Origin of the sequence: Neolewinella aurantiaca (genome assembly GCF_008014675.1) — a bacterium.
Taxonomy (GTDB): domain Bacteria; phylum Bacteroidota; class Bacteroidia; order Chitinophagales; family Saprospiraceae; genus Neolewinella; species Neolewinella aurantiaca.
In genome coordinates, this window is record NZ_VOXD01000020.1 from 20,087 (window position 1) to 38,362 (window position 18,276).

Consider the following 18,276-nt stretch of genomic DNA (forward strand, 5'->3'; position numbering starts at 1 on the left):
CAAAAAGCGAGTAACTACGGGGCTTTTTTTGCAAAACACATCCCGAAAGGCAGTAAACATGAGCCACCATCTGGCGCTGGCGCAGGTGCAGGCATCGTTTTTTGAGGAAGCAGCCCAGGAGCCACCCGGTAACCGGGGGCCGGAGCACAAAGGCATCGATACTCCGGCCGGGAACGAAACAGGACGAGTGCCGCCAGCACTCTGCCACGGTTTAGGTTGGACAGACCACTACACTTCCTCGACAACAAATCCCAGCTTGGCGAAGTCAGTGTAAAAATCGGGGTAGCTCTTGCCTACTACTTCGGGATCTTCGATCCGGATGGGGTGCAGCAGCGCCAGCGGAGCCAGGGCCATCGCCATGCGGTGATCGTGGTAAGTCATGAAGGTGGGTGTTCCCGCTGCGGAGAAATCTGCTTTGCCTTCCTGGCCGAAGAACTGCTGGCCTTCGGTAGCTCCGCTGAGATGGGCGGGGATCTTGTAGAGCGCAATGGTGAGTTTGCCCATTTCGGTTTGCATCGCTTTCACCCGGTCGGTTTCCTTGATGAACAGTGTTTGCAGGCCGCTGTACAGTCCCTGGACGCCAAGTCCGGCACAAGTGGCCATCAGCGTCTGGGCAATGTCTGGGCACTCCACGAAGTCCTGTTCGAAAAAAGGAGGTACCGCTGCGTCCGCCGGCTTCGTGATCCGGAGGCCGGTATCGTTGTAGGTTGTTGTTACCCCGAAGCGTTCGTAAAGGCTGGCCACCACCGAGTCGCCCTGGACACTCTCGGCAAAAAGGCCGTCGATCTGGAGGTCTGCTTCGCCGGCAAGGGCCGCAAGACCATAATAGTAACTGGCCGCAGACCAGTCGGCCTCGACGGTGAATTCGCGGGCCTGGTAGGCCTGGGGAGCAACCACGATGGTTTGGCCTTCCCAGCTACTGGTTACGCCGAAGTGCGCCATCAGGGAAAGGGTCATCTTGATGTACGGAACCGAAACGATGTTGCCCTCGAGGCTGAGCCGCAGCCCGTTGGGCAGCGTGGGGGCCAGCATAAGAAGGCAGGAGATGTACTGGCTGCTGGTATCGGCAGCAATGGTAAGTTCGCTTGCCTGGTCGAGTTCAGAGTAACCGATGCGCAGTGGTGGATAGCCTTCTTTTTCGGTGTATTCGATATCGGCCCCCAGTTGACGAAGCGCATCAACAAGGATGCCGATGGGGCGCTCCTTCATTCTTTTACTGCCGGTGAGGACCTGATGGCCAGGGCGCCGGCTGAGGTAGCCGGTAAGGAACCGGAAGGTGGTACCCGCCGGTCCGGCATCGAGTACTTCTTCTTCGCTGGCGAGTAATCTTTCCAGCCGGACGGTGTCGTCTGCGGCGGCAAGCCGGTGAATAGGAAAAGACGTTCCGGTAAGCGCCCTGATGATGAGCGCGCGGTTGGCGATAGATTTGGAGCCAGTAAGTTCGATGTGGCCTTTGAGCGGGGTGCCTGGGTGGCTTAGTTGGTACATGCTGTATATATTAGGTTCAAAGGTAGCCAGAGCGAACCTCTTGGTGGTATTCCAACTTATCAGTTAACGACGACGCCCAACCCGTTTTGCTTTCCCAAAAGCCTTACTTTGCACCCGCGTCCGCGCCGGAATGAAGGACGTTAAAGGAACTTTTGCCGGTACCTTTATTCTTTCCCCTTTCATTCATTACCCCTCTGAGTCATGCGAATAGCAAAAGTTCTCCGTTCCCAGACCGATAAAATCGGCTTCACCCGCAGGACCGCCGGTGCCGCCCCCGGAACGCTGGTGTACACCGGCCGGCAGGAAATGGAAGAGGTACACGTGCATCTGACGCATTACGACAGTGATGTTTTCAATTTCGTCACCTCAGTAGATTCGATTCCAGAGGACAACGCTCCGGGTAAGGTGACCTGGTTCGATGTGCGGGGGCTCCACCGCGTGGAGCTTATCGAAAAGCTGGGGACTGCTTACGGTATGCACCCACTCTCGCTGGAAGATGTACTGGATGTGAACCAGCGCCCTCAGATGGAGGGCTACAAAGATGGAATCCTGCTGCAGCTGAAAGCCTTCGCTTTTGAAAAAGAAACCAGAGAACTGAGCATCGAACAAGTCTCTATTTACCTGACCGACGAGACGGTAATCACTTTCCAGGAAGATGCCGGCGACCTTTTTGAACCCGTACGGAAACGGCTGGAGATGGGTAATGGCCGCATTCGTAGCAAAGGACCCGATTACCTTACCTACGCCCTAGTGGATAACATTGTTGATAAATACTTCACGGTGCTGGACCAGATTGAGGAGACGCTGGACGAACTGGAAGATATCATCATCAAAGATCCTCAGATAGAAACCAAATCGAAAATACACGACCTGCGGCTTGCGCTGTTGACCATGCGTAAGTCTACCAGCCCGACCCGGGAGTTGGCCGGCCGGCTCGGTGACACAGAGCACCGGTTGGTAAGCGAGGATACTCAGTTCTACGTAAGGGACCTAAAAGATCACATAATTCAGATCACCGATCTGGTGGAAACTTACCGGGATGTAACCAACGGCCTTTACGACCTCTACGTCAGTGAAATTAGTTTCCGAATGAACAGCGTGATGCAAACGCTTACGGTCGTTTCTACTATTTTTATTCCGTTAGGATTTCTGGCTGGCATATTCGGGATGAACTTTGTCTACATCCCCGGCCTGGACAACCCCTACGGCTATTACATTCTCTGGGGGGTGATGGGCCTCATTACCGGGGCGGCATTGATGTGGTTCCGGAGCAAAAAATGGATTTAGAAAGCAAATAGCCTGGTCGTTTCACCGAGCAAAGAAATGCGGGTAATCCTCCTCAAATTGACCCCAGTAGACCCCATTGTGCATTTTGCAGCCCGTAGTGGAGCGATCATTTCTCGCATAAATGCGTTCTTTACCACGAAAACCAACAATAAGCGAAAATGAATAAGAAGTCCTTAACGATCGTAGCCGTTCTCTTAGCCCTCCTTTTTCTGGGCTCTCTGGCCTGGGGAATCAGCCGTAACAGCGCAGCCGGCGACCTGACGGTAGCGAACGAAAAGATATCTGCCGAAGCCGAACAACTCAGCATCCTCCGGGCTAAGCTCGAAGCAGAGGTAGATAGCCTGGGAACAGCTTACGAATCTGCCGTAGCCGATAAGGAAAGCCTGCAGGGCCAGCTGACCGAAGCTCAGGCGACGGCAAAAGCCGCACTCTACGATATGCGCAAAGCGCAAAAATCACGTAAGAACGACAATGATGTCGCTTACCAGATGCGTCTTCAGATCGAAGACCTCATCAATGCCCGTGCCAACCTGGAAACCAGACTGGCCGAAGTCGAGCAGGAACTGACGACCCTTCGTAAAGAGAACGTGACCCTCCGTCAGGACCTTTCCACAACCAAAACCGAAGCATATAACTACGCCAAAAAAAGTGAAAACCTGGAGTCTATGACTCAAAGCATGGAAAAGCAAATCAACGCTATGACTCTGGGGGCTTTCAAAGCAACAGCAATTCAGGTAGATATGTACCGGGGCAATAAAGGAACAAAAGTTACCGCCGATGCAAGTCGCGTAAAACGACTGGCCGTAAGTTTCGATCTCACCGATGTGCCGGACAAATACCTCGGTGTGCGCCCGATCTATCTCGTTTTATCTGACCAATCCGGAACACCGGTTACTTCAGAAAACCCCGTTCGGGCCAAAGCCATCGTTAATGGCGCGGCCATGGACATCATCGCGCTGGAAGGCCGTGATGTAAACCTCGAAAAGAACCAACGCCTCAGCTTTACCCACGATCTGGACGTAAAACTCGACGCAGGAGCTTACCGCGCGCAATTGTTTACGGACATCGGATTGTTGGGAGCAGCGAGTGTTAATCTCCGCTAACACCCAAGACGTAGATCGCTAAAAACCAGGGAGCTGCAATTTTATATGCTGCTTCCTGGTTTTTGGTTTCCGGGCGTGTGGTTTCTAGTTTCTATCTTTGCCCCCCGTCTCTCAAAAACCAAGCACTAAATGGTATTTCTAGAATTTGAGCGCCCATTAGAGGAACTCTACGACAAGCTGGAGAAAGTTCGCGAAGTAGCGGAAGACGGGGTGGTGGACATGTCGGAGACGATCCTGGATTTGGAATCGCGCATTAAGCAGACCCGTAAAGACATATATGGCAACCTCACTGGTTGGCAACGTGTACAACTTAGTCGCCACCCGGAACGCCCCTACAGCCTTTACTACATCGAGCAAATGTGCCGCAAGTTTGTGGAGCTTCACGGAGACCGCTACTACGGCGACGACAAAGCCATCGTTGGTGGCATCGGTAACATGGACGGGCAAACCGTCGTGATTATCGGCCACCAAAAGGGCGTTAACACTAAAATGAGGCAGTACCGTAATTTCGGTATGGCCAACCCGGAAGGCTACCGCAAGGCGCTTCGCCTGATGAAGATTGCGGAACGCTTCAACTTCCCCGTCGTTTGTCTTATCGACACCCCGGGCGCTTACCCGGGTATCGAGGCCGAAGAACGTGGGCAGGCCGAGGCCATCGCGCGCAATCTCTTCGAGATGGCGCAACTGCGGGTTCCGATCGTGTGCGCGGTTATCGGTGAAGGAGCATCCGGCGGTGCCATCGGCATTGGCCTGGGTGACCACGTGATGATGCTCGAAAATACCTGGTATTCCGTCATCAGCCCCGAAAGCTGCAGCTCTATCCTTTGGCGCAGCTGGGATTACAAAGAACAGGCCGCCGATGCACTGAAACTGACGGCAGAAGATATGCTCGGGTTCGGTATCATCGACGAAATAGTCAAAGAGCCGCAGGGCGGCGCACATTCCGGCCGCAAGGAAATGGCCAAGAGCCTGAAAAAGCAACTTAAAAAGGCTATCGCAGCTCTTCAGGCCAAGGACATTGATCAGGTCATCGAAGAACGAATCGACAAGTACTCCAGGATCGGCCAGGTCGAAAGAGCCAAATAATGGGTTTTCTCTCCGACATAAAGGATCGTTTTTTTGACCGTCGCCTGCAGGCCGAAGCAAAGAAACCACGTAAAGATTCTGCTGGTGGAACGGTTCATCCTTCTTCTGCCAAAGACATTACTGTACTCTTCCTGGCCGATTCGGCCGAAGACCGAAAGGCCGTGGATAAGTGGAGAGATGCCAACGCAAAGTCTGGCCGTAAAATCAAAGTCGTCGGCTATTTCGACCTCGAGGTCGGCTCTACCAGTTTCGATTTTACCACCATCTCCGTCAAAGACCTTAACTGGTACGGTGTCCCCCGTGGCGAAGAAGTGACACGTTTCCAGGCCGAACCAACCGAGTTGTTGCTGCGCCTTGGTCCTACCGAACACAAAATTCTCGACTTCCTGGCCGCAACAAAGTCTGCGGGCCTGAAAGTAGGACCCTTCTCCGGAGGGGACCACCATCCATACCAATTGCAGTACGATGCACGAAACAGCCCCAAACTGAGGGATCAGTTCGAGGCCATCGCGCAAATTTTTAGCTATACGAATGCTCACTAATCTTCCCCAATTCAGCGGTACGGGCGTTGCGCTCATCACTCCCTTCACGGCCGATCTGTCAGTCGACTATCCGGCACTTGGCGATATCATCGACTACGTCATTACTGGCGGAGTAGACTACGTTGTCTGCCTCGGTACCACCGGAGAGGCCATTACCCTGAGCGCTAAAGAGTGCCGTGAAATTCTCGACTTCACGATCCGCCACGTAGACGGACGCGTCCCGATCGTAGCGGGCTTTTTCGGAGGCAACTACACCGAAAAACTGGAGGAAAGGATTAAAGGCTATAATTTCGACGGGGTCGCGGGCATCATGTCCAGCAGCCCGGCTTACAGCAAGCCCCCGCAGTCGGGGATTTACCAGCACTTCATGCGGGTCGCCGACGCAAGCGACCTGCCGGTTATTATTTATAACGTACCGGGACGGACCAGCAGCAATGTTCTGCCCGAGACTATCCTCAAACTGGCCGAAAACCACGAAAACTTTGCCGCGGTAAAAGAGGCTAGTGGCAAGATTGAACAGTCGGTAGAAATACTGAAGCACTGCCGCAAAGACTTCGGTGTACTCTCCGGAGACGACCCGATTACGGCTCCTATCATCGCGATGGGCGGTCACGGCGGCATCAGCGTCATCGCCAACGCACTGCCCGCGCACTTCAGCGGGATGGTGAAGGCTGCGCTTGCGAGCGATTTCCCAAGGGCGCGTAAACTCAACTTCGACATGCTGGAAGTCCATCCGCTACTTTACGTGGAGGGCAATCCTGTGGGCATCAAAGCCGCCGTTTCTATGCTCGGCCTTTGCCGCAATCACCTTCGGGTACCGCTCGTTCCCCTGTCTGAGCCCAACCGGGAACGGTTGCGGAAACTGCTCAGCCAGGTGCCGGACTTCAATGTGTAAGTGTATGGGCGCGGCCGCAGGATGCAATGCCGGTTAAGGTTATCCGGTTGAATCCTTCCGGCGGAGGCTTTTATGATTATTGCGCCGATTCGTTTCAGTTGAAGGTTTCCAGGCCGGCAGGTAAATGAGTAACAGCGTTTTTTTAGGGCCGGGCCGCCGCGGCTCTCCGCCTGAAAGGTATTAACGGGCAGGAGTTTCAGTCGCCGGTTTCGCGAACCTCAGCCCTGCACCTGCGTTCTCGCCACCATAAACCAACACTACCCATGCGCGCTCTGAAGATCACTGGCATACTATTGCTCGTCCTTATTCTGATTCCGGTTATCGCCGTTTCCTTTTTTGGAGGCCCCATCGCAAAAGCGGTGGTGAATTCGTTAAACAACCGGTTGCAGACAGAAATTAAAGTTGCAGACTACGATGTGTCTTTCTGGTCTAATTTTCCGGACCTTTCGGTAAACCTGACCGACGTCGAAGTGGCCGGCAGCGACGGCAGCGACCTGCTGATGGCCGAAACACTGAGTTGCCTGCTGGATATGGGGAGCCTGTTCGGTAAAATCCGGGTCGATGAAATCATTGTCTCCGATGGCAGCCTGAACCTGATCGTGGATGTAGACGGTAACTCCAATTACCAGCTCACCGGCTATACGCCGATCGGCGAAGAAGTGCCGGCAGACCCCGACGCGGAGGCCACCGAGTTCGCCATTGCCGATGCCCGCTTCAAAAACATGGAGATCAGTTACCGCGACGCTCAGCTTCAGGTGTACCTCAACGGAAGCATCAAGCAGCTTAGTTTTAACGGCGATTTTGGCGCCGATGAGTACCTGCTCGGTACCGATGGCCTTATTGATATTTACCACCTCGACCAGGAAGGCGTCCGGTACCTGAACCAGCAAAGCCTGAGCCTTGAGGCGCAGACAAAGGTCGATAACGTCAGGAACGCTTACACCTTTGCTCCCCTCCGGGTGGAAACCGGAGACCTGGAGCTCAGCATCGTGGGTGAGCTTACTCCTACTCAGGACGGACTACTAACTGATTTACGAATAGAAAGTCAGTCCGGAAGCCTCGAAGATGTGATCGGGCTTATCCCGCCCGCCTACGCAGGAAACCTCGGCGAGCTGGAAACCCGCGGAGAACTGGAGCTGACCGGAAGCCTGAGCGGCGAATGGACGGGCCGGAAATACCCGAAGATGGACGGTCAGCTGATCTTCAGTGATGGTCGGGTGGGGAGCCCCCGGATGAACGTGGGCGCCAAAGACCTGAACCTGCGGGCGCGCTTTGTTTACCTGGACGGGCCTTCCGGTGGCGTCCAATCTTTCGCTATTGAAGAACTCACCGGCCTGTTCCGGGGAGAGCCGTTCGCCATGCGCCTTAGCGTGGAAGACCTGAATGATCCGAAAATAGAACTTTCCGCCAACGGATCGTTTCCGCTGGGGAGCCTGCCGGCCATCATCGGTGAAGGGCCAATAACGGCAGGCGAGGGGTTCATGCGCATCAAAGACCTCCGCGTTGCCGGATTGTACGAAGATATGTTGCGCCCCCGAAGGATGGGTAAAGTCGCAGCCGGAGGAAGTATCACGTTCGAAGACGGGGAAATAACCCTGAACGAAAACAAACTTCGCTTCCCTTCCGGAACCCTGGAACTACGGAACAACGAAATGGAATTGACCGATTTTGTTTTCGAAGGTCCCGGAACCGAAATAAGCTTCACCGGTAAAGCCACCAACCTCATTCCGGTGCTCTTCGCCGATAGCCTGAATACGAATGATGCCGAATTGATCTTCGATGCACGCCTGACGGGAGAATCCTTCGATATCGATGAACTGATCAAGCTAAGCGGCCCCACCGAAGCAGAAGAGGAGCAAGCTGCCGCCGAAGGGAAAACGGACAGCCTCCGGGCAAAAACCGTAGCCAGGCGTGTCCTGATTACTGATCTTCTCCGGGGGCGGTTCGATGCCGTAGTGGAAGAATGGAATTACGAAAAGGTAGAGGGAGAAAATTTCAGGGGACAGCTGATTTTCAGCCCGCAACGCCTCGAAGTAACGGGAATCACCGATGCAATGAAAGGGCGGCTTGAAGTAGACGGAGAAGTTTACTTTCAGGAGTTACTCCGCGTAGAAGGCCGGGTAAAAGCACTCAGCATCGATGCCGAGGAATTCTTCGAGCAGGGCGAGAATTTTGGTCAGGAGGTACTAACGAGCGACAACATAGAAGGCAAAATGAACGCCAACCTGTGGATCCAGACTTACTTCACACCCGAGAATGAAATGGATTACGAGAAGTTGCACGTGCTCGCCGGAGTAGATATCGCCAACGGAGAACTCAATGATTTTAAGATGCTGGAAAACTTCGCTTTCGCCCTCAAGGCGGGCGATCTCGAACGGGTACGCTTCACCCGGCTACGGAACTTTTTTGAAATTGTGGACGAGACGATCTACATCCCCCGGATGTTCATCCAGTCCAGCGCAGCCAACCTGGAAATCAGCGGCAGCCACAGCTTTAATCAATACCTGGATTATTTCATCAAGGTGAACGCCGGACAGGCGATCAGCAATAAGATCAAGAAGCACGATGATGAGCTGGAGATTCTCCCGGCTCGTCGTAACGGATTCTTTAACCTTTACTACACCGTTAAAGGGCCGCTGGAAACGTTTGAAGTGGAAAGCAACAAGAGGGCCGTTAAGGATGATTTCTCGCGGAGCGAATACCGCAAAGAGCGTGTACGCAAACAGTTGGAGGAATTGTTCTCGGAGCCGATAGAGTTGCTGGAAGCTGCAGCGGAAACAGAAGACGAAGGATAGCCGAGCAAAGCACACTCCGTGTGCTGGATAGGGTGTTGTACACAGTGGGCTTCAGCGGCGAAGGAATCAGTCGATCAGATCTTCGTCCATGAACGGAGCACATATCTCCCAGGCCCTTTCCGTTGCGTTTGCGGACGCTTCTAGCTTGCTTGCGGTGGTGTAGAGTTCTTCGGACAGTTTGTGCCGGCCCCGACCGGCATCGGCGTCGGCGTCTTTGGCCAGTTTTTTACTGAGTTCGGAGAGGAAGTCTGCCAGTACGTCATAACGGAGGTCGCCCAGTGCTTCTGCGAGGGTAGACCAGTCTTTTCCGTAGTGCGGTATTTTGTCGTCGTGAATCATAAAGTGCTTCGGATCGCTTCCATCAGCTCCTCCTGTTTTCCTTCGCTGGCGATGAGGAAAATCGGGAGAATGACGTTCTCCCCGTTTTTGAGTGTAACCCTGAGGTCACGGATATTGGTGCGCTCGATGGCAGCAATGTCGGCAAGCGCTACGCTTGCTTCGTCGATCTTTTGGGTAAGGCTCCAGCGGAGGTGGGTTTCGTCGATGCGGACGTAGCGATCGGTCGCTCCCCGGCTGGCGTGTTCGTGGCGGTAACCGATGTAAGCCAGAACCGCCCCGATGACGAGGTAAACGATACCAAGCCCAAGGTGCCACAGGCTGTGTTCCTGGTCTGAGGCGTGCCAATCGGTAAAGTACATGAACCACTGCTGGCCAGCGGCCAGCAACAACAGGAATGCCCCCAGAAAGAGCAGGAAGTGTATCCAACGGTCTTTCGGTTCGGCGTGGTGCTCGGAATGGTAAGTGTAGCGTAGTTTCATCTTGTGGTGTGAAGATACGCAATTGCTGTTCAATCCTCTGCTCCTTCAACCCGTTGTGCACCTGCGCCTGCGCCCGAATGGAAGTAATTGCCGGGACTGTTCGGGTAAGAGAGGATTTACCTGATAAATACGATTTTGCCCACTTCGCTGTTGCCGTTGGTGAGGCCAAAGCGTCCGTTGCTGGACGCAAAAACGAGGTAGACGCCGGTTGTGACCCGCCGCCCGTTGTAGTCGTTGCCCGACCAGACGTACTGCCCGCCGGTAGCGGTGCCTTCATCGACAAGTTTGCCGGAAAGATCGGTGATCTTGATGCGCGCATCGCGCGCAAGCCCGTTGATGGAAATGGGGCCGGAATAGGCCGGTTCCACGGGATTGGGGAAGATGACGAGTTCGCTGGCAAAAGTCGTTTCCCTGGCAGAAGTCACTCCTTCACGGTAACTGATGATGCCTAACTCAGTACCAAAATACACCACTCCGTTGGTCGGATTGATGGCAATGTCGCGTACAATGTTATCGAGCAAAGGGCTATTGCCCTGATCGAAAAAGAGGAGTTGTTCCTCCCCGTCGGAAGACAACAGGTAAGCGCCACCACTGGTGCCGATCCATTTGCGGTTACCACCATCAACGGTGATGGAACGGATTTCTTCTGTTTCGAGGAGGAAGCCCCCAAAGTCATCAGCTTCTACAATCGGTAGGCGGCCGGTGCAAATCTCGGTGTCGAACACCCTGTCTCCGCACTCGAAGAGTGCGATGCCCTGGCTGGTGCCGACCCATACGTTGCCGTCCAGGTCGGTCGTGATGCTGCGTACATTATTATTGGGCAACTCGCTGTTGTTAGCCGTAATTCTGCGGCAACGATCGTCGCTTGGGTCCAGGGGAGTGCCCATCGGATCGGTTACGGTAATGCCGCTGCCGGCATTGGTGGAGTGCGCCACCCAGATGTAACCTGCTTCGTCGATTTCAATCAGGATGGCTTCGTTTACGCCGCAGTCACCGCCCAGGGCAGCCCATTCACCATCCGGACTACGAACACTGAGGAAATTACCATCGGCCGAAAGACCGTTGGCGAAGTAAGTGAAGCCCTGCTCGTCGGTTACCGCTCCGGTTACCCGGACGCGGCCGGGGCCTGCATCGGGACTGAGGCGGAGGCTGCTGTTCGTCTCGTCGAAAAGGGTACCCGTTTCTGTTTCTTCGTCCCAAAGCACGACTCCTTCGAAGGCGGAGCAGAACCAATGGCGGTCGTTCACGTGATCGTAATGAACATCGATTATGGCGGCGACATCGTCATCGCCTCCTGTCTCTCCGTCGGGGCCGCGAAAGACTACGTTATTCTCCCTGTTGTAGAAGGCCCATTCGTCGTTTTCGAACCGGAAAGCTCCTCCGAAATTGAACTGGGCGCTGAAGTTGTCATCCATTACACTGGGGGCAACCCAGAGAGCTTTCCCATCGTGCAGAAGCCGGTAATTGTCATCGTTTAGTGGTCCGCTGTATTCGATTTCGTTACAGTCTCCGTCGTTCCGGTCGTCGAGGTAGCGGATGCGTGGTGTGTCTTCGTTTTCGCCGAACCAAATGCGTCCTGTTTCGTCCTCGATTACGTAGTTAGTGTTGATGATACATTCGCCGAAAATCCGGCGTTCGACGCCTTCTTCGGTGAGCAGCATTAGCTGTCGGTTGTTACAGTTGTCATCGGTGCAGCGATAGCCGGCCAGTAAAAGCTCAGGGCCTACGCTGAGGAATTGGAGGCGCCAGTCGCGGGTGTCGTCGGTATCGAAAAACAGCGTGGCAACGGAGCCGTCGAGGCGGTAAACGTCTTTGTCTACACCAAAATAGAGTTTGTTTTTGTAGACGTTCATGGCCGTGCTTTCGTAATCACCGGGCAGGCCAAATTCGGCTCCCATCAGGTTCCAGTTACCGAAGTCGTTGAGGTTCACGTTCTGGCTTTGGGCGCGGTAAACGCCTTCTTCGGTAGCAGCGTAGATGAACCCGTCGTGAATGGCTGTTCCTTCTACTCTGACACCGGTAAAGGTGGTGAACATGAAGGTCTCATCTTCGAGGCTCAGGGCCGATAGGCCATACCCCGCGGCGAGGTAAACGATGTTGTCGTCTCCGAAAAACATATCGTAAATCTGCTTATCGCCGCTGAAGTTGAAGTTGTCGATCTGCCGCAGCGTGGAAAACCGGCCGTTGCGCAGTAGGTCGATCACGCTGTTTTCGTAGACGATGATGAGCGTTTCGGTAGGTTCGTGGTAGCGGATGAGGCGAACGCGGGCTTCGGCCAGTCCGTCCTCTCTGGCCAGGCGGGTGATGCTCAGATCTTCTTTGTCGAGATAAAAGAGTGCTTTGCCCGTAGTGTAGATGATGGAGTTTTCGCTTTCCGTAACGTAGGTTCCGAAACGGTAAGACTGAAGCGTTCTCCATTCGCCGAGGCTGTCGGCCTGAGCTCCGAGACCACTACATGCGAAGAGAAGAAGAAATAGGAAGTAGTTTCTGAAGGGCATAGTTACAAAGGTAGCAAGGGGCGGTAGGAAAGGGGAGTGGGCAGTTTTGGAAAAATGTTACTCTCCTTCAATAGATACGCTGAAAGGTTAGTTTGTAGTCTGTAAGGGGCACATTAGTCGGGAGGGTTACACTGATTCGCCTGTATCTTGCGCTTTCTTTCTCTCCGGGGAAGTTAAAACGAAAATAAATCATCGCGAACCAGGATCAAAATACTACCGACGACGCCGAGCACCTCCGCAAGTGGCGCCTCATATTGGGCCAGAAGGCCGAGCAACCAGGTGATGCACCTATCGATTTGCCGGGGCCACTGGCGGGCATGGATGCAACGCTGGAAGCACTCTATGCCGAGCAGGACCGAAAGGGCGGCCTTGGCCACTCCAGCCCCAACGTAAACCGTTGGCTGGGCGATATCCGTAAGTATTTCCCGACCGATACCGTCCAGCTTCTGCAGCGTGATGCGCTCGACCGGCTCGGCCTCAAACAAATGCTGCTGGAGCCCGAGTTGTTGGATACGATTGAACCCGACGTTCACCTGATCGGAACCCTGTTGAGCCTGAAGAACCTGCTGCCCGATCGCAGCCGGGAATCGGCCCGGGCCGTAGTAATGAAGGTGGTGAAACAGATCGAAAAGCAACTCAAGCGGCCCATCGAGCAGGCCATCTCGGGGCGTAAGCGGCAACACAACCGCAACCGCCGGCCCCGCCCGCAAGACATCGACTGGAACCAGACCATCCGGGTAAACATGAAGCACTACCAGCCGGAGTACAAAACGGTATTACCGGTAAACCTGCGCGGGCTCTCCCGCTCGAAAACAGGCCTGAAGCACGTCATTCTGCTGATCGATCAATCGGGGTCGATGGCTGCCTCGGTGGTCTACGCCGGGGTGCTGTCGTGCATTTTAGCAAGCATTCCTGCGCTGAAAACCCACATCATTGCCTTTGATACGAGCGTGGTAGACCTGACCGACCAATTGCCCGACCCGATGGAACTGCTCTTCGCTATCCAGCTGGGGGGAGGCACCGACATTGGCCGGGCCCTGCGCTACGCCGAGCAACTCAATTCTGCGCCGCAGGATACCGTGATGGTGTTGTTGAGTGACTTGTTTGAAGGGGGCTCGGTAGACGGAATGCTGGCCAGTGTGCGCCGCCTGCAACAGAGCGGCCTTACGTTTTTGCCCCTGCTGGCTTTGAGCGATGAGGGCGCGCCGGCGTACGATAAAGAGGTGGCGGCTCAGCTTTCGGAAATGGGGCTTACGCCGTTTGCGAGTACGCCGGGGGCATTTGCTGAGGTGCTGGCTAAGGCGCTGTACGGAGGCTGAAAATTTAAACGCCCCATAAAGAGAAGTCTCTACGGGGCGTTCCAAATCAGCGGGTTCTAAAGCTGTGATGAGGTGAGTTTATCAGTCACAGCATTCTCCGTAAATGGTTACATCCCCGCCAGCAATAATCGTCCGGGTGTCGATACAACTACAGTCTCCAAAAGTACTTGCCAGCCACGCTGCGGCACGCGCCTTTTTTTCTGCACCGGAAAAGGTTTTATGCTCTTCCCATTCTTTTCCTTTAGGACCTGTAGATTCATCGGCGTTGGAATCAGAGCTCCACTCATTGAGGTCAATGTCGTCAACGGAACGAACTTCAATATCCATATCACCTTCCGTTGAGGTGGTGCGCCAACTGATCAAAACTCCTTCTGACTCAGCGGGGTCAAAAGCGCCCAACACGTCCATATACTCGGCCAGGTAATACATCGGGCTCTCGGCTTGTACTTCGGGAAGTAACGCAACTTCATCCGTAGGAAGAGCTGTGTTCTTTTCACAGGCCAGGACGGCAAAAAGGGAAAAGAAAAGAATTAGGTTTTTCATGATGCTATAAACAAAAAGGGTTATTCGCCAGTGTAAACCCATTTAAAGGGGGAGTGAAATGGCTGTAATATTACTTTAGTCACATTACTATTACTTCACTAAGTTAGTGTGTGTGTGTGTGTAATGGCAAAATAAATCGCGCTTTTCTTTCCCGAAAACATTTGAAATCAGGAAGGTTTATCTACCGTGAGTAGAAGTTCTTTTACAACGATTTTACCCGCAAATGGACCGCAAACGTTACTCCGTCTGCACAGCTAAAAAGCGTTTGGTGTATATGCTCTAAAGTACGGAGACATCAAAAACTAGTATCAATCACCCGCAGGCGCTTGTACTTCCCGGTCTTATATTTTCGTTGGCCGAGAAGCTTGTTGATCAGGAAGCCGGTACCGACGGAGGTGAGGGTGATCATCAGGTCCCGGTTTTCGTATTTGGTCAGTGGGTTACCGTCGGTATAATTGCCCGCCAGGCTCCAGAACGACCAGCCTACCCCAAAAGTCATCAGGCCGTAGCCAACGGCTGCGCCGGCCGTCGCCCCTCGGTGAACCGTGTCGATCTCGTCAAGCATAACAAAGCGGTCGTTGATGATGAGTGCCTGAATGTCGGGGCGCATCTCCCGGATGGGGCCTTCCTGCCAGAACTTATCGCCTTTCATCTTGAATTTGAGGTATTCACCTTCGTAGACCCGGTCTGATTTAGAGGCGGTGAGTTTTTCGAATATGAGTACACGCTGGGCGCTGACGCAGGTGCCAAAGGATAGAATAAGGAGCAAGGTGATCAATCTCATAACGGAAAGATAGCTTACTGGCGGAATTGGTTGGTAATGTCGGTATTTACACAATTCTGTTTTACTGGGGCTCATCCTTCCGAACACCGACTACTTTTCTTCGTTAAAGACGGCATTATTTTATCAAATTCCAGTCGTTGATGAAAAAGATCTACCGGCGCTTATCAGTTGCCTACCACCGTTTTCAGATTAGCAAGTCACCTCAGTTGAATCTGGTGTGGGGGTTCTTCCTCTATACCCTGATCGGATGGCTTATGCTATCGATTCCTGTTTTTCATAACACAGATATATCTATTCTCGACAACCTGTTTACGGCCACTTCCGCCGTTTCTACAACTGGCCTGGTAACTGCAGGGATGTCTGAGTATAACTTGGCCGGGCAAATAATCGTCGCAGGGTTGATCCAGCTCGGAGGTATCGGCTACATGACCCTGACTACCTACTTCTTACTCTTTACGACCCGAAAGATGACAGCCTGGCATCAAAAAATAATCGGTGCGGAGTTTACCATGCCCAATACAATCAAGGTTAAGGATTTTATCAGGAGTGCCATCGCCTTTACGCTAATCATGGAAGTGCTGGGCGCCATTTGTTTTTATATTGCCTTTACGCAGTCAGGTATGGCGGCAGGTCAAGCGGTTTGGTATAGTATTTTTCATAGCATTTCTGCCTTCTGTACTGCTGGGTTCGGGCTTTTTGAGGACAGCTTCGTGACCTATCAGGACAACGCATTAATGAATGGAATCATCTCCGTACTTGCCATCGCGGGTTCATTGGGCTTCATCGTGATCACGGATGTCTGGTATCGGCTTACGGGGCGGTCGAAAAAGATTTCCTTCACGACGAAAATTGTCGTCTATGGCTTCGCGCTATTGCTCATCCTGGGGACTGCGCTCGTTTACCTGACAGAACCATTGGTTCAGGAAACATCCAACCCGGCAATGAGCGCCTTTTTTCAGGCCATGACGGCTATGACTACCGTGGGCTTTAATACTATCTCTACGGGGGCACTCACCCTTCCTATGTTGCTGTTCGTTACTTTCCTGATGTACATCGGGGCCTCTCCTTCCGGCACGGCCGGAGGTATGAAGATCACAACTCTGACGGCAATACTCGCCATTATCAAAAGTCGGCTGACCGGTAACAAAAAAATAACTTTCCTTAGCCGTAGAATACCATTCGAACGCCTCTACGTAGCGACTTCCACTTTCATTCTTTACACTTCGCTTATCTTCTTCTTCACGTTCCTGCTTTCGTTTTCGGAAGAAGCATCACTTGATTATATCCTGTTTGAAGTGGCTTCTGCTTTGGGGACGGTAGGCCTGAGCGCTGGCCTTACCAGCGAGCTGAGCACGGTAGGGAAGCTCATGTTTATCCTCATTATGTTCATCGGGAGGGTAGGCGTTCTGACCTTCGGGTTTGCGCTGTTGGAGCGTAAAGGTGAGGAGCAGGAAGAGCAGTATTCCGAAGGGGACATCGCCGTGTAAGCCCCATCTGGCTGAGTACATTTTCATTACCTTGTGTAGATCTTACAAAACACACTCACCAAATGAAATTCACGCACCTACCTCTCCTGGCTCTCCTGGGACTTTTCCTCTGCACCTGCGGCAGCGCCCCGGAAAACACTTCCAATGCCGATGCTGAAATGCGCGCCCATGCCAACGAGCTGGCCCAGAAATACCTGATCACCGACGGCCACGTAGACCTGCCCTACCGCCTCAAAGTCAGAAACTTCAAACTCGACAAAGAGTACCTGGGGATACCCATCGAAACCGACGCCGGAGACTTCGACTACGTACGCGCAAAAGAGGGCGGCCTGGATGCTCCCTTTATGTCTATCTACATCCCCAGCAGACTGCAGGAAGAACCGGGCGAAAGCCCCAAACTGGCAGATAGCCTCATCACGATGGTAAAGGGAATCGCCGATGCCCATCCCGATAAATTCCGTGTTACCTACACCCCCGACGAAATGGTCGCCAACTTCGAAGCGGGCATCGTGAGCCTGCCGATGGGTATGGAAAACGGATCTCCGATCGAGGATAAAATCGAACGCGTGAAGGAGTACAAAGACAAAGGCATCAGCTACATCACCCTCACCCACGCCAAGGACAACCTGATCTGCGACTCGAGCTACGATACCACCGCTACCCACGGAGGATTGAGCGATTTTGGTCGTGATGTAGTGAAAGAAATGAACCGGGTCGGCATCATGGTCGACATCAGCCACGTCAGCGACAAAACCTTCTGGCAGGTAGTGGAAATGACCGACGTGCCGATGATCGCAAGCCACTCGAGTGTACGCCATTTCACGCCCGGTTTCGAACGCAATATGGACGATGAGATGATCAAACGCCTCGGCGAAGAAGGTGGCATCATCCAGATCAACTTCGGCTCAACTTTCCTGGATGGTGCATTACGGACCCGCCAGGACAGTCTCCGCGGCGTTTTCATGGAACGCCTCGCCGCAAAAGATATGAAGTACGGGGACGAAGGCACCGACGAGATGCAGGAGGCCTTCGAGAAAGAATTTCCTACCCTTTACTCCGACCTTGAAATGGTCGCCGATCACATCGACCGTGTAGTGAAACTCGCAGGCATCGATCACGTAGGCTTAGGCTCCGACTTCGACGGTGTGGGAGACTCCCTTCCTACCGGCCTGAAAGACGTATCTGATTTCCCTAACCTGATCTACACGCTGCTGAAGCGTGGTTATGCGGATGAGGATATCGAGAAAATCTGCTCGGGCAACGTTATCCGCGTCTGGAAAGCGGTCGAGGCCGCAGCTAAGGCGAAGTAAGGTAACGGGCGGGGAGCTGTGCTTCAGGCTTTCACTTGTCGGGAGGCAGCCCCTCGCCCGTTCTCCTTGTTTAGCCCATCTGAAATTCAACCCCCTGTTAACATGCAAGAAAAATTATGTCCACCAATGAAGAAGCGACAGCTCCTCGGTTTAGGTCTGTTATTTACCGGTGTTGGTTTATTGGTTGTTTTCAGTGTTGAACTGGAGATGCTTTCTTCTGTCCCGAAGTCTCGCTTTTGGAAAAGCTTTGGGTGGACGCTGACGGTACCTGGTTTGCTGGCCTGCCTTTACGCCATGATCTTCATGAAAGAAAAGTGAACC

Annotated in this window: 16 protein-coding genes; 10 read left to right on the plus strand and 6 right to left on the minus strand. The window is 53.4% G+C overall.

From position 1 onward, the window contains the following. Positions 1-228: 228 nt before the first annotated feature. On the minus strand, positions 229-1,488 hold the full coding sequence (locus FUA23_RS13505) for a 3-phosphoshikimate 1-carboxyvinyltransferase (RefSeq protein WP_147931279.1): 1,260 nt from the start codon (positions 1,486-1,488) through the stop codon (positions 229-231). A gap of 201 nt (positions 1,489-1,689) precedes the next feature. On the opposite strand from FUA23_RS13505, the gene corA reads away from it, so the two are divergent. The 6 genes from corA (at position 1,690) to FUA23_RS13535 (ending at position 9,196) form a co-directional block, all read left to right on the plus strand. Continuing rightward, on the plus strand, positions 1,690-2,775 hold the full coding sequence (gene corA / locus FUA23_RS13510) for a magnesium/cobalt transporter CorA (protein WP_147931280.1): 1,086 nt from the start codon (positions 1,690-1,692) through the stop codon (positions 2,773-2,775). A 158-nt stretch (positions 2,776-2,933) separates the two neighbouring features. Then, positions 2,934-3,878: a hypothetical protein gene (locus tag FUA23_RS13515; protein ID WP_147931281.1), complete on the plus strand. Its 945-nt coding sequence runs from the start codon at positions 2,934-2,936 to the stop codon at positions 3,876-3,878. A 129-nt stretch (positions 3,879-4,007) separates the two neighbouring features. Beyond that, entirely contained in the window at positions 4,008-4,964 is a 957-nt protein-coding gene (locus tag FUA23_RS13520) for an acetyl-CoA carboxylase carboxyltransferase subunit alpha (protein ID WP_147931282.1), read from the plus strand. Continuing rightward, positions 4,964-5,506 (plus strand): DUF6913 domain-containing protein, encoded by a 543-nt coding sequence (locus FUA23_RS13525; protein ID WP_147931283.1) that lies wholly within the window; start codon positions 4,964-4,966, stop codon positions 5,504-5,506. Before FUA23_RS13520 ends, FUA23_RS13525 begins: the two co-directional genes overlap by 1 nt. Continuing rightward, the gene (gene dapA, locus FUA23_RS13530; protein ID WP_147931284.1) at positions 5,496-6,401 is read left to right on the plus strand and encodes a 4-hydroxy-tetrahydrodipicolinate synthase; all 906 of its coding nucleotides are present in this window, start codon (positions 5,496-5,498) and stop codon (positions 6,399-6,401) included. The genes FUA23_RS13525 and dapA overlap by 11 nt, the downstream gene beginning before the upstream one ends. A 263-nt stretch (positions 6,402-6,664) precedes the next feature. Then, a complete protein-coding gene (locus tag FUA23_RS13535) occupies positions 6,665-9,196 on the plus strand; it encodes an AsmA-like C-terminal region-containing protein (protein ID WP_147931285.1) in 2,532 nt (843 codons plus the stop codon). Between the two features lie 66 nt (positions 9,197-9,262). Here FUA23_RS13535 and FUA23_RS13540 read toward each other — a convergent pair whose 3' ends face one another. From FUA23_RS13540 to porZ, 3 genes are all read right to left on the minus strand, one after another. Further along, positions 9,263-9,535 (minus strand): hypothetical protein, encoded by a 273-nt coding sequence (locus FUA23_RS13540; protein WP_147931286.1) that lies wholly within the window; start codon positions 9,533-9,535, stop codon positions 9,263-9,265. Then, positions 9,532-10,014: a hypothetical protein gene (locus FUA23_RS13545; protein WP_147931287.1), complete on the minus strand. Its 483-nt coding sequence runs from the start codon at positions 10,012-10,014 to the stop codon at positions 9,532-9,534. The genes FUA23_RS13540 and FUA23_RS13545 overlap by 4 nt, the downstream gene beginning before the upstream one ends. A 116-nt stretch (positions 10,015-10,130) precedes the next feature. Continuing rightward, the gene (gene porZ, locus FUA23_RS13550; RefSeq protein WP_147931288.1) at positions 10,131-12,512 is read right to left on the minus strand and encodes a type IX secretion system anionic LPS delivery protein PorZ; all 2,382 of its coding nucleotides are present in this window, start codon (positions 12,510-12,512) and stop codon (positions 10,131-10,133) included. A 254-nt stretch (positions 12,513-12,766) separates the two neighbouring features. On the opposite strand from porZ, the gene FUA23_RS13555 reads away from it, so the two are divergent. Then, positions 12,767-13,831 (plus strand): VWA domain-containing protein, encoded by a 1,065-nt coding sequence (locus FUA23_RS13555; RefSeq protein WP_246144219.1) that lies wholly within the window; start codon positions 12,767-12,769, stop codon positions 13,829-13,831. Between the two features lie 81 nt (positions 13,832-13,912). On the opposite strand, the gene FUA23_RS13560 is transcribed toward FUA23_RS13555, so the two are convergent. Next, positions 13,913-14,374, minus strand: a complete 462-nt coding sequence (locus FUA23_RS13560) for a hypothetical protein (protein ID WP_147931290.1) — start codon at positions 14,372-14,374, stop codon at positions 13,913-13,915. 295 nt (positions 14,375-14,669) lie between these two features. Further along, entirely contained in the window at positions 14,670-15,158 is a 489-nt protein-coding gene (locus tag FUA23_RS13565) for a hypothetical protein (protein WP_147931291.1), read from the minus strand. A gap of 140 nt (positions 15,159-15,298) precedes the next feature. Here FUA23_RS13565 and FUA23_RS13570 point away from each other — a divergent pair, with 140 nt between their 5' ends. The 3 genes from FUA23_RS13570 to FUA23_RS13580 all read left to right on the plus strand — a co-directional run bounded on the left by FUA23_RS13570 (position 15,299) and on the right by FUA23_RS13580 (position 18,273). Then, complete coding sequence (locus tag FUA23_RS13570) at positions 15,299-16,645, plus strand: TrkH family potassium uptake protein (RefSeq protein ID WP_147931292.1); 1,347 nt, start codon at positions 15,299-15,301, stop codon at positions 16,643-16,645. A gap of 62 nt (positions 16,646-16,707) precedes the next feature. Beyond that, entirely contained in the window at positions 16,708-17,955 is a 1,248-nt protein-coding gene (locus FUA23_RS13575; protein WP_147931293.1) for a dipeptidase, read from the plus strand. Positions 17,956-18,057: 102 nt separating this feature from the next. Continuing rightward, positions 18,058-18,273, plus strand: a complete 216-nt coding sequence (locus tag FUA23_RS13580; RefSeq protein ID WP_147931294.1) for a hypothetical protein — start codon at positions 18,058-18,060, stop codon at positions 18,271-18,273. Positions 18,274-18,276: the final 3 nt, after the last annotated feature.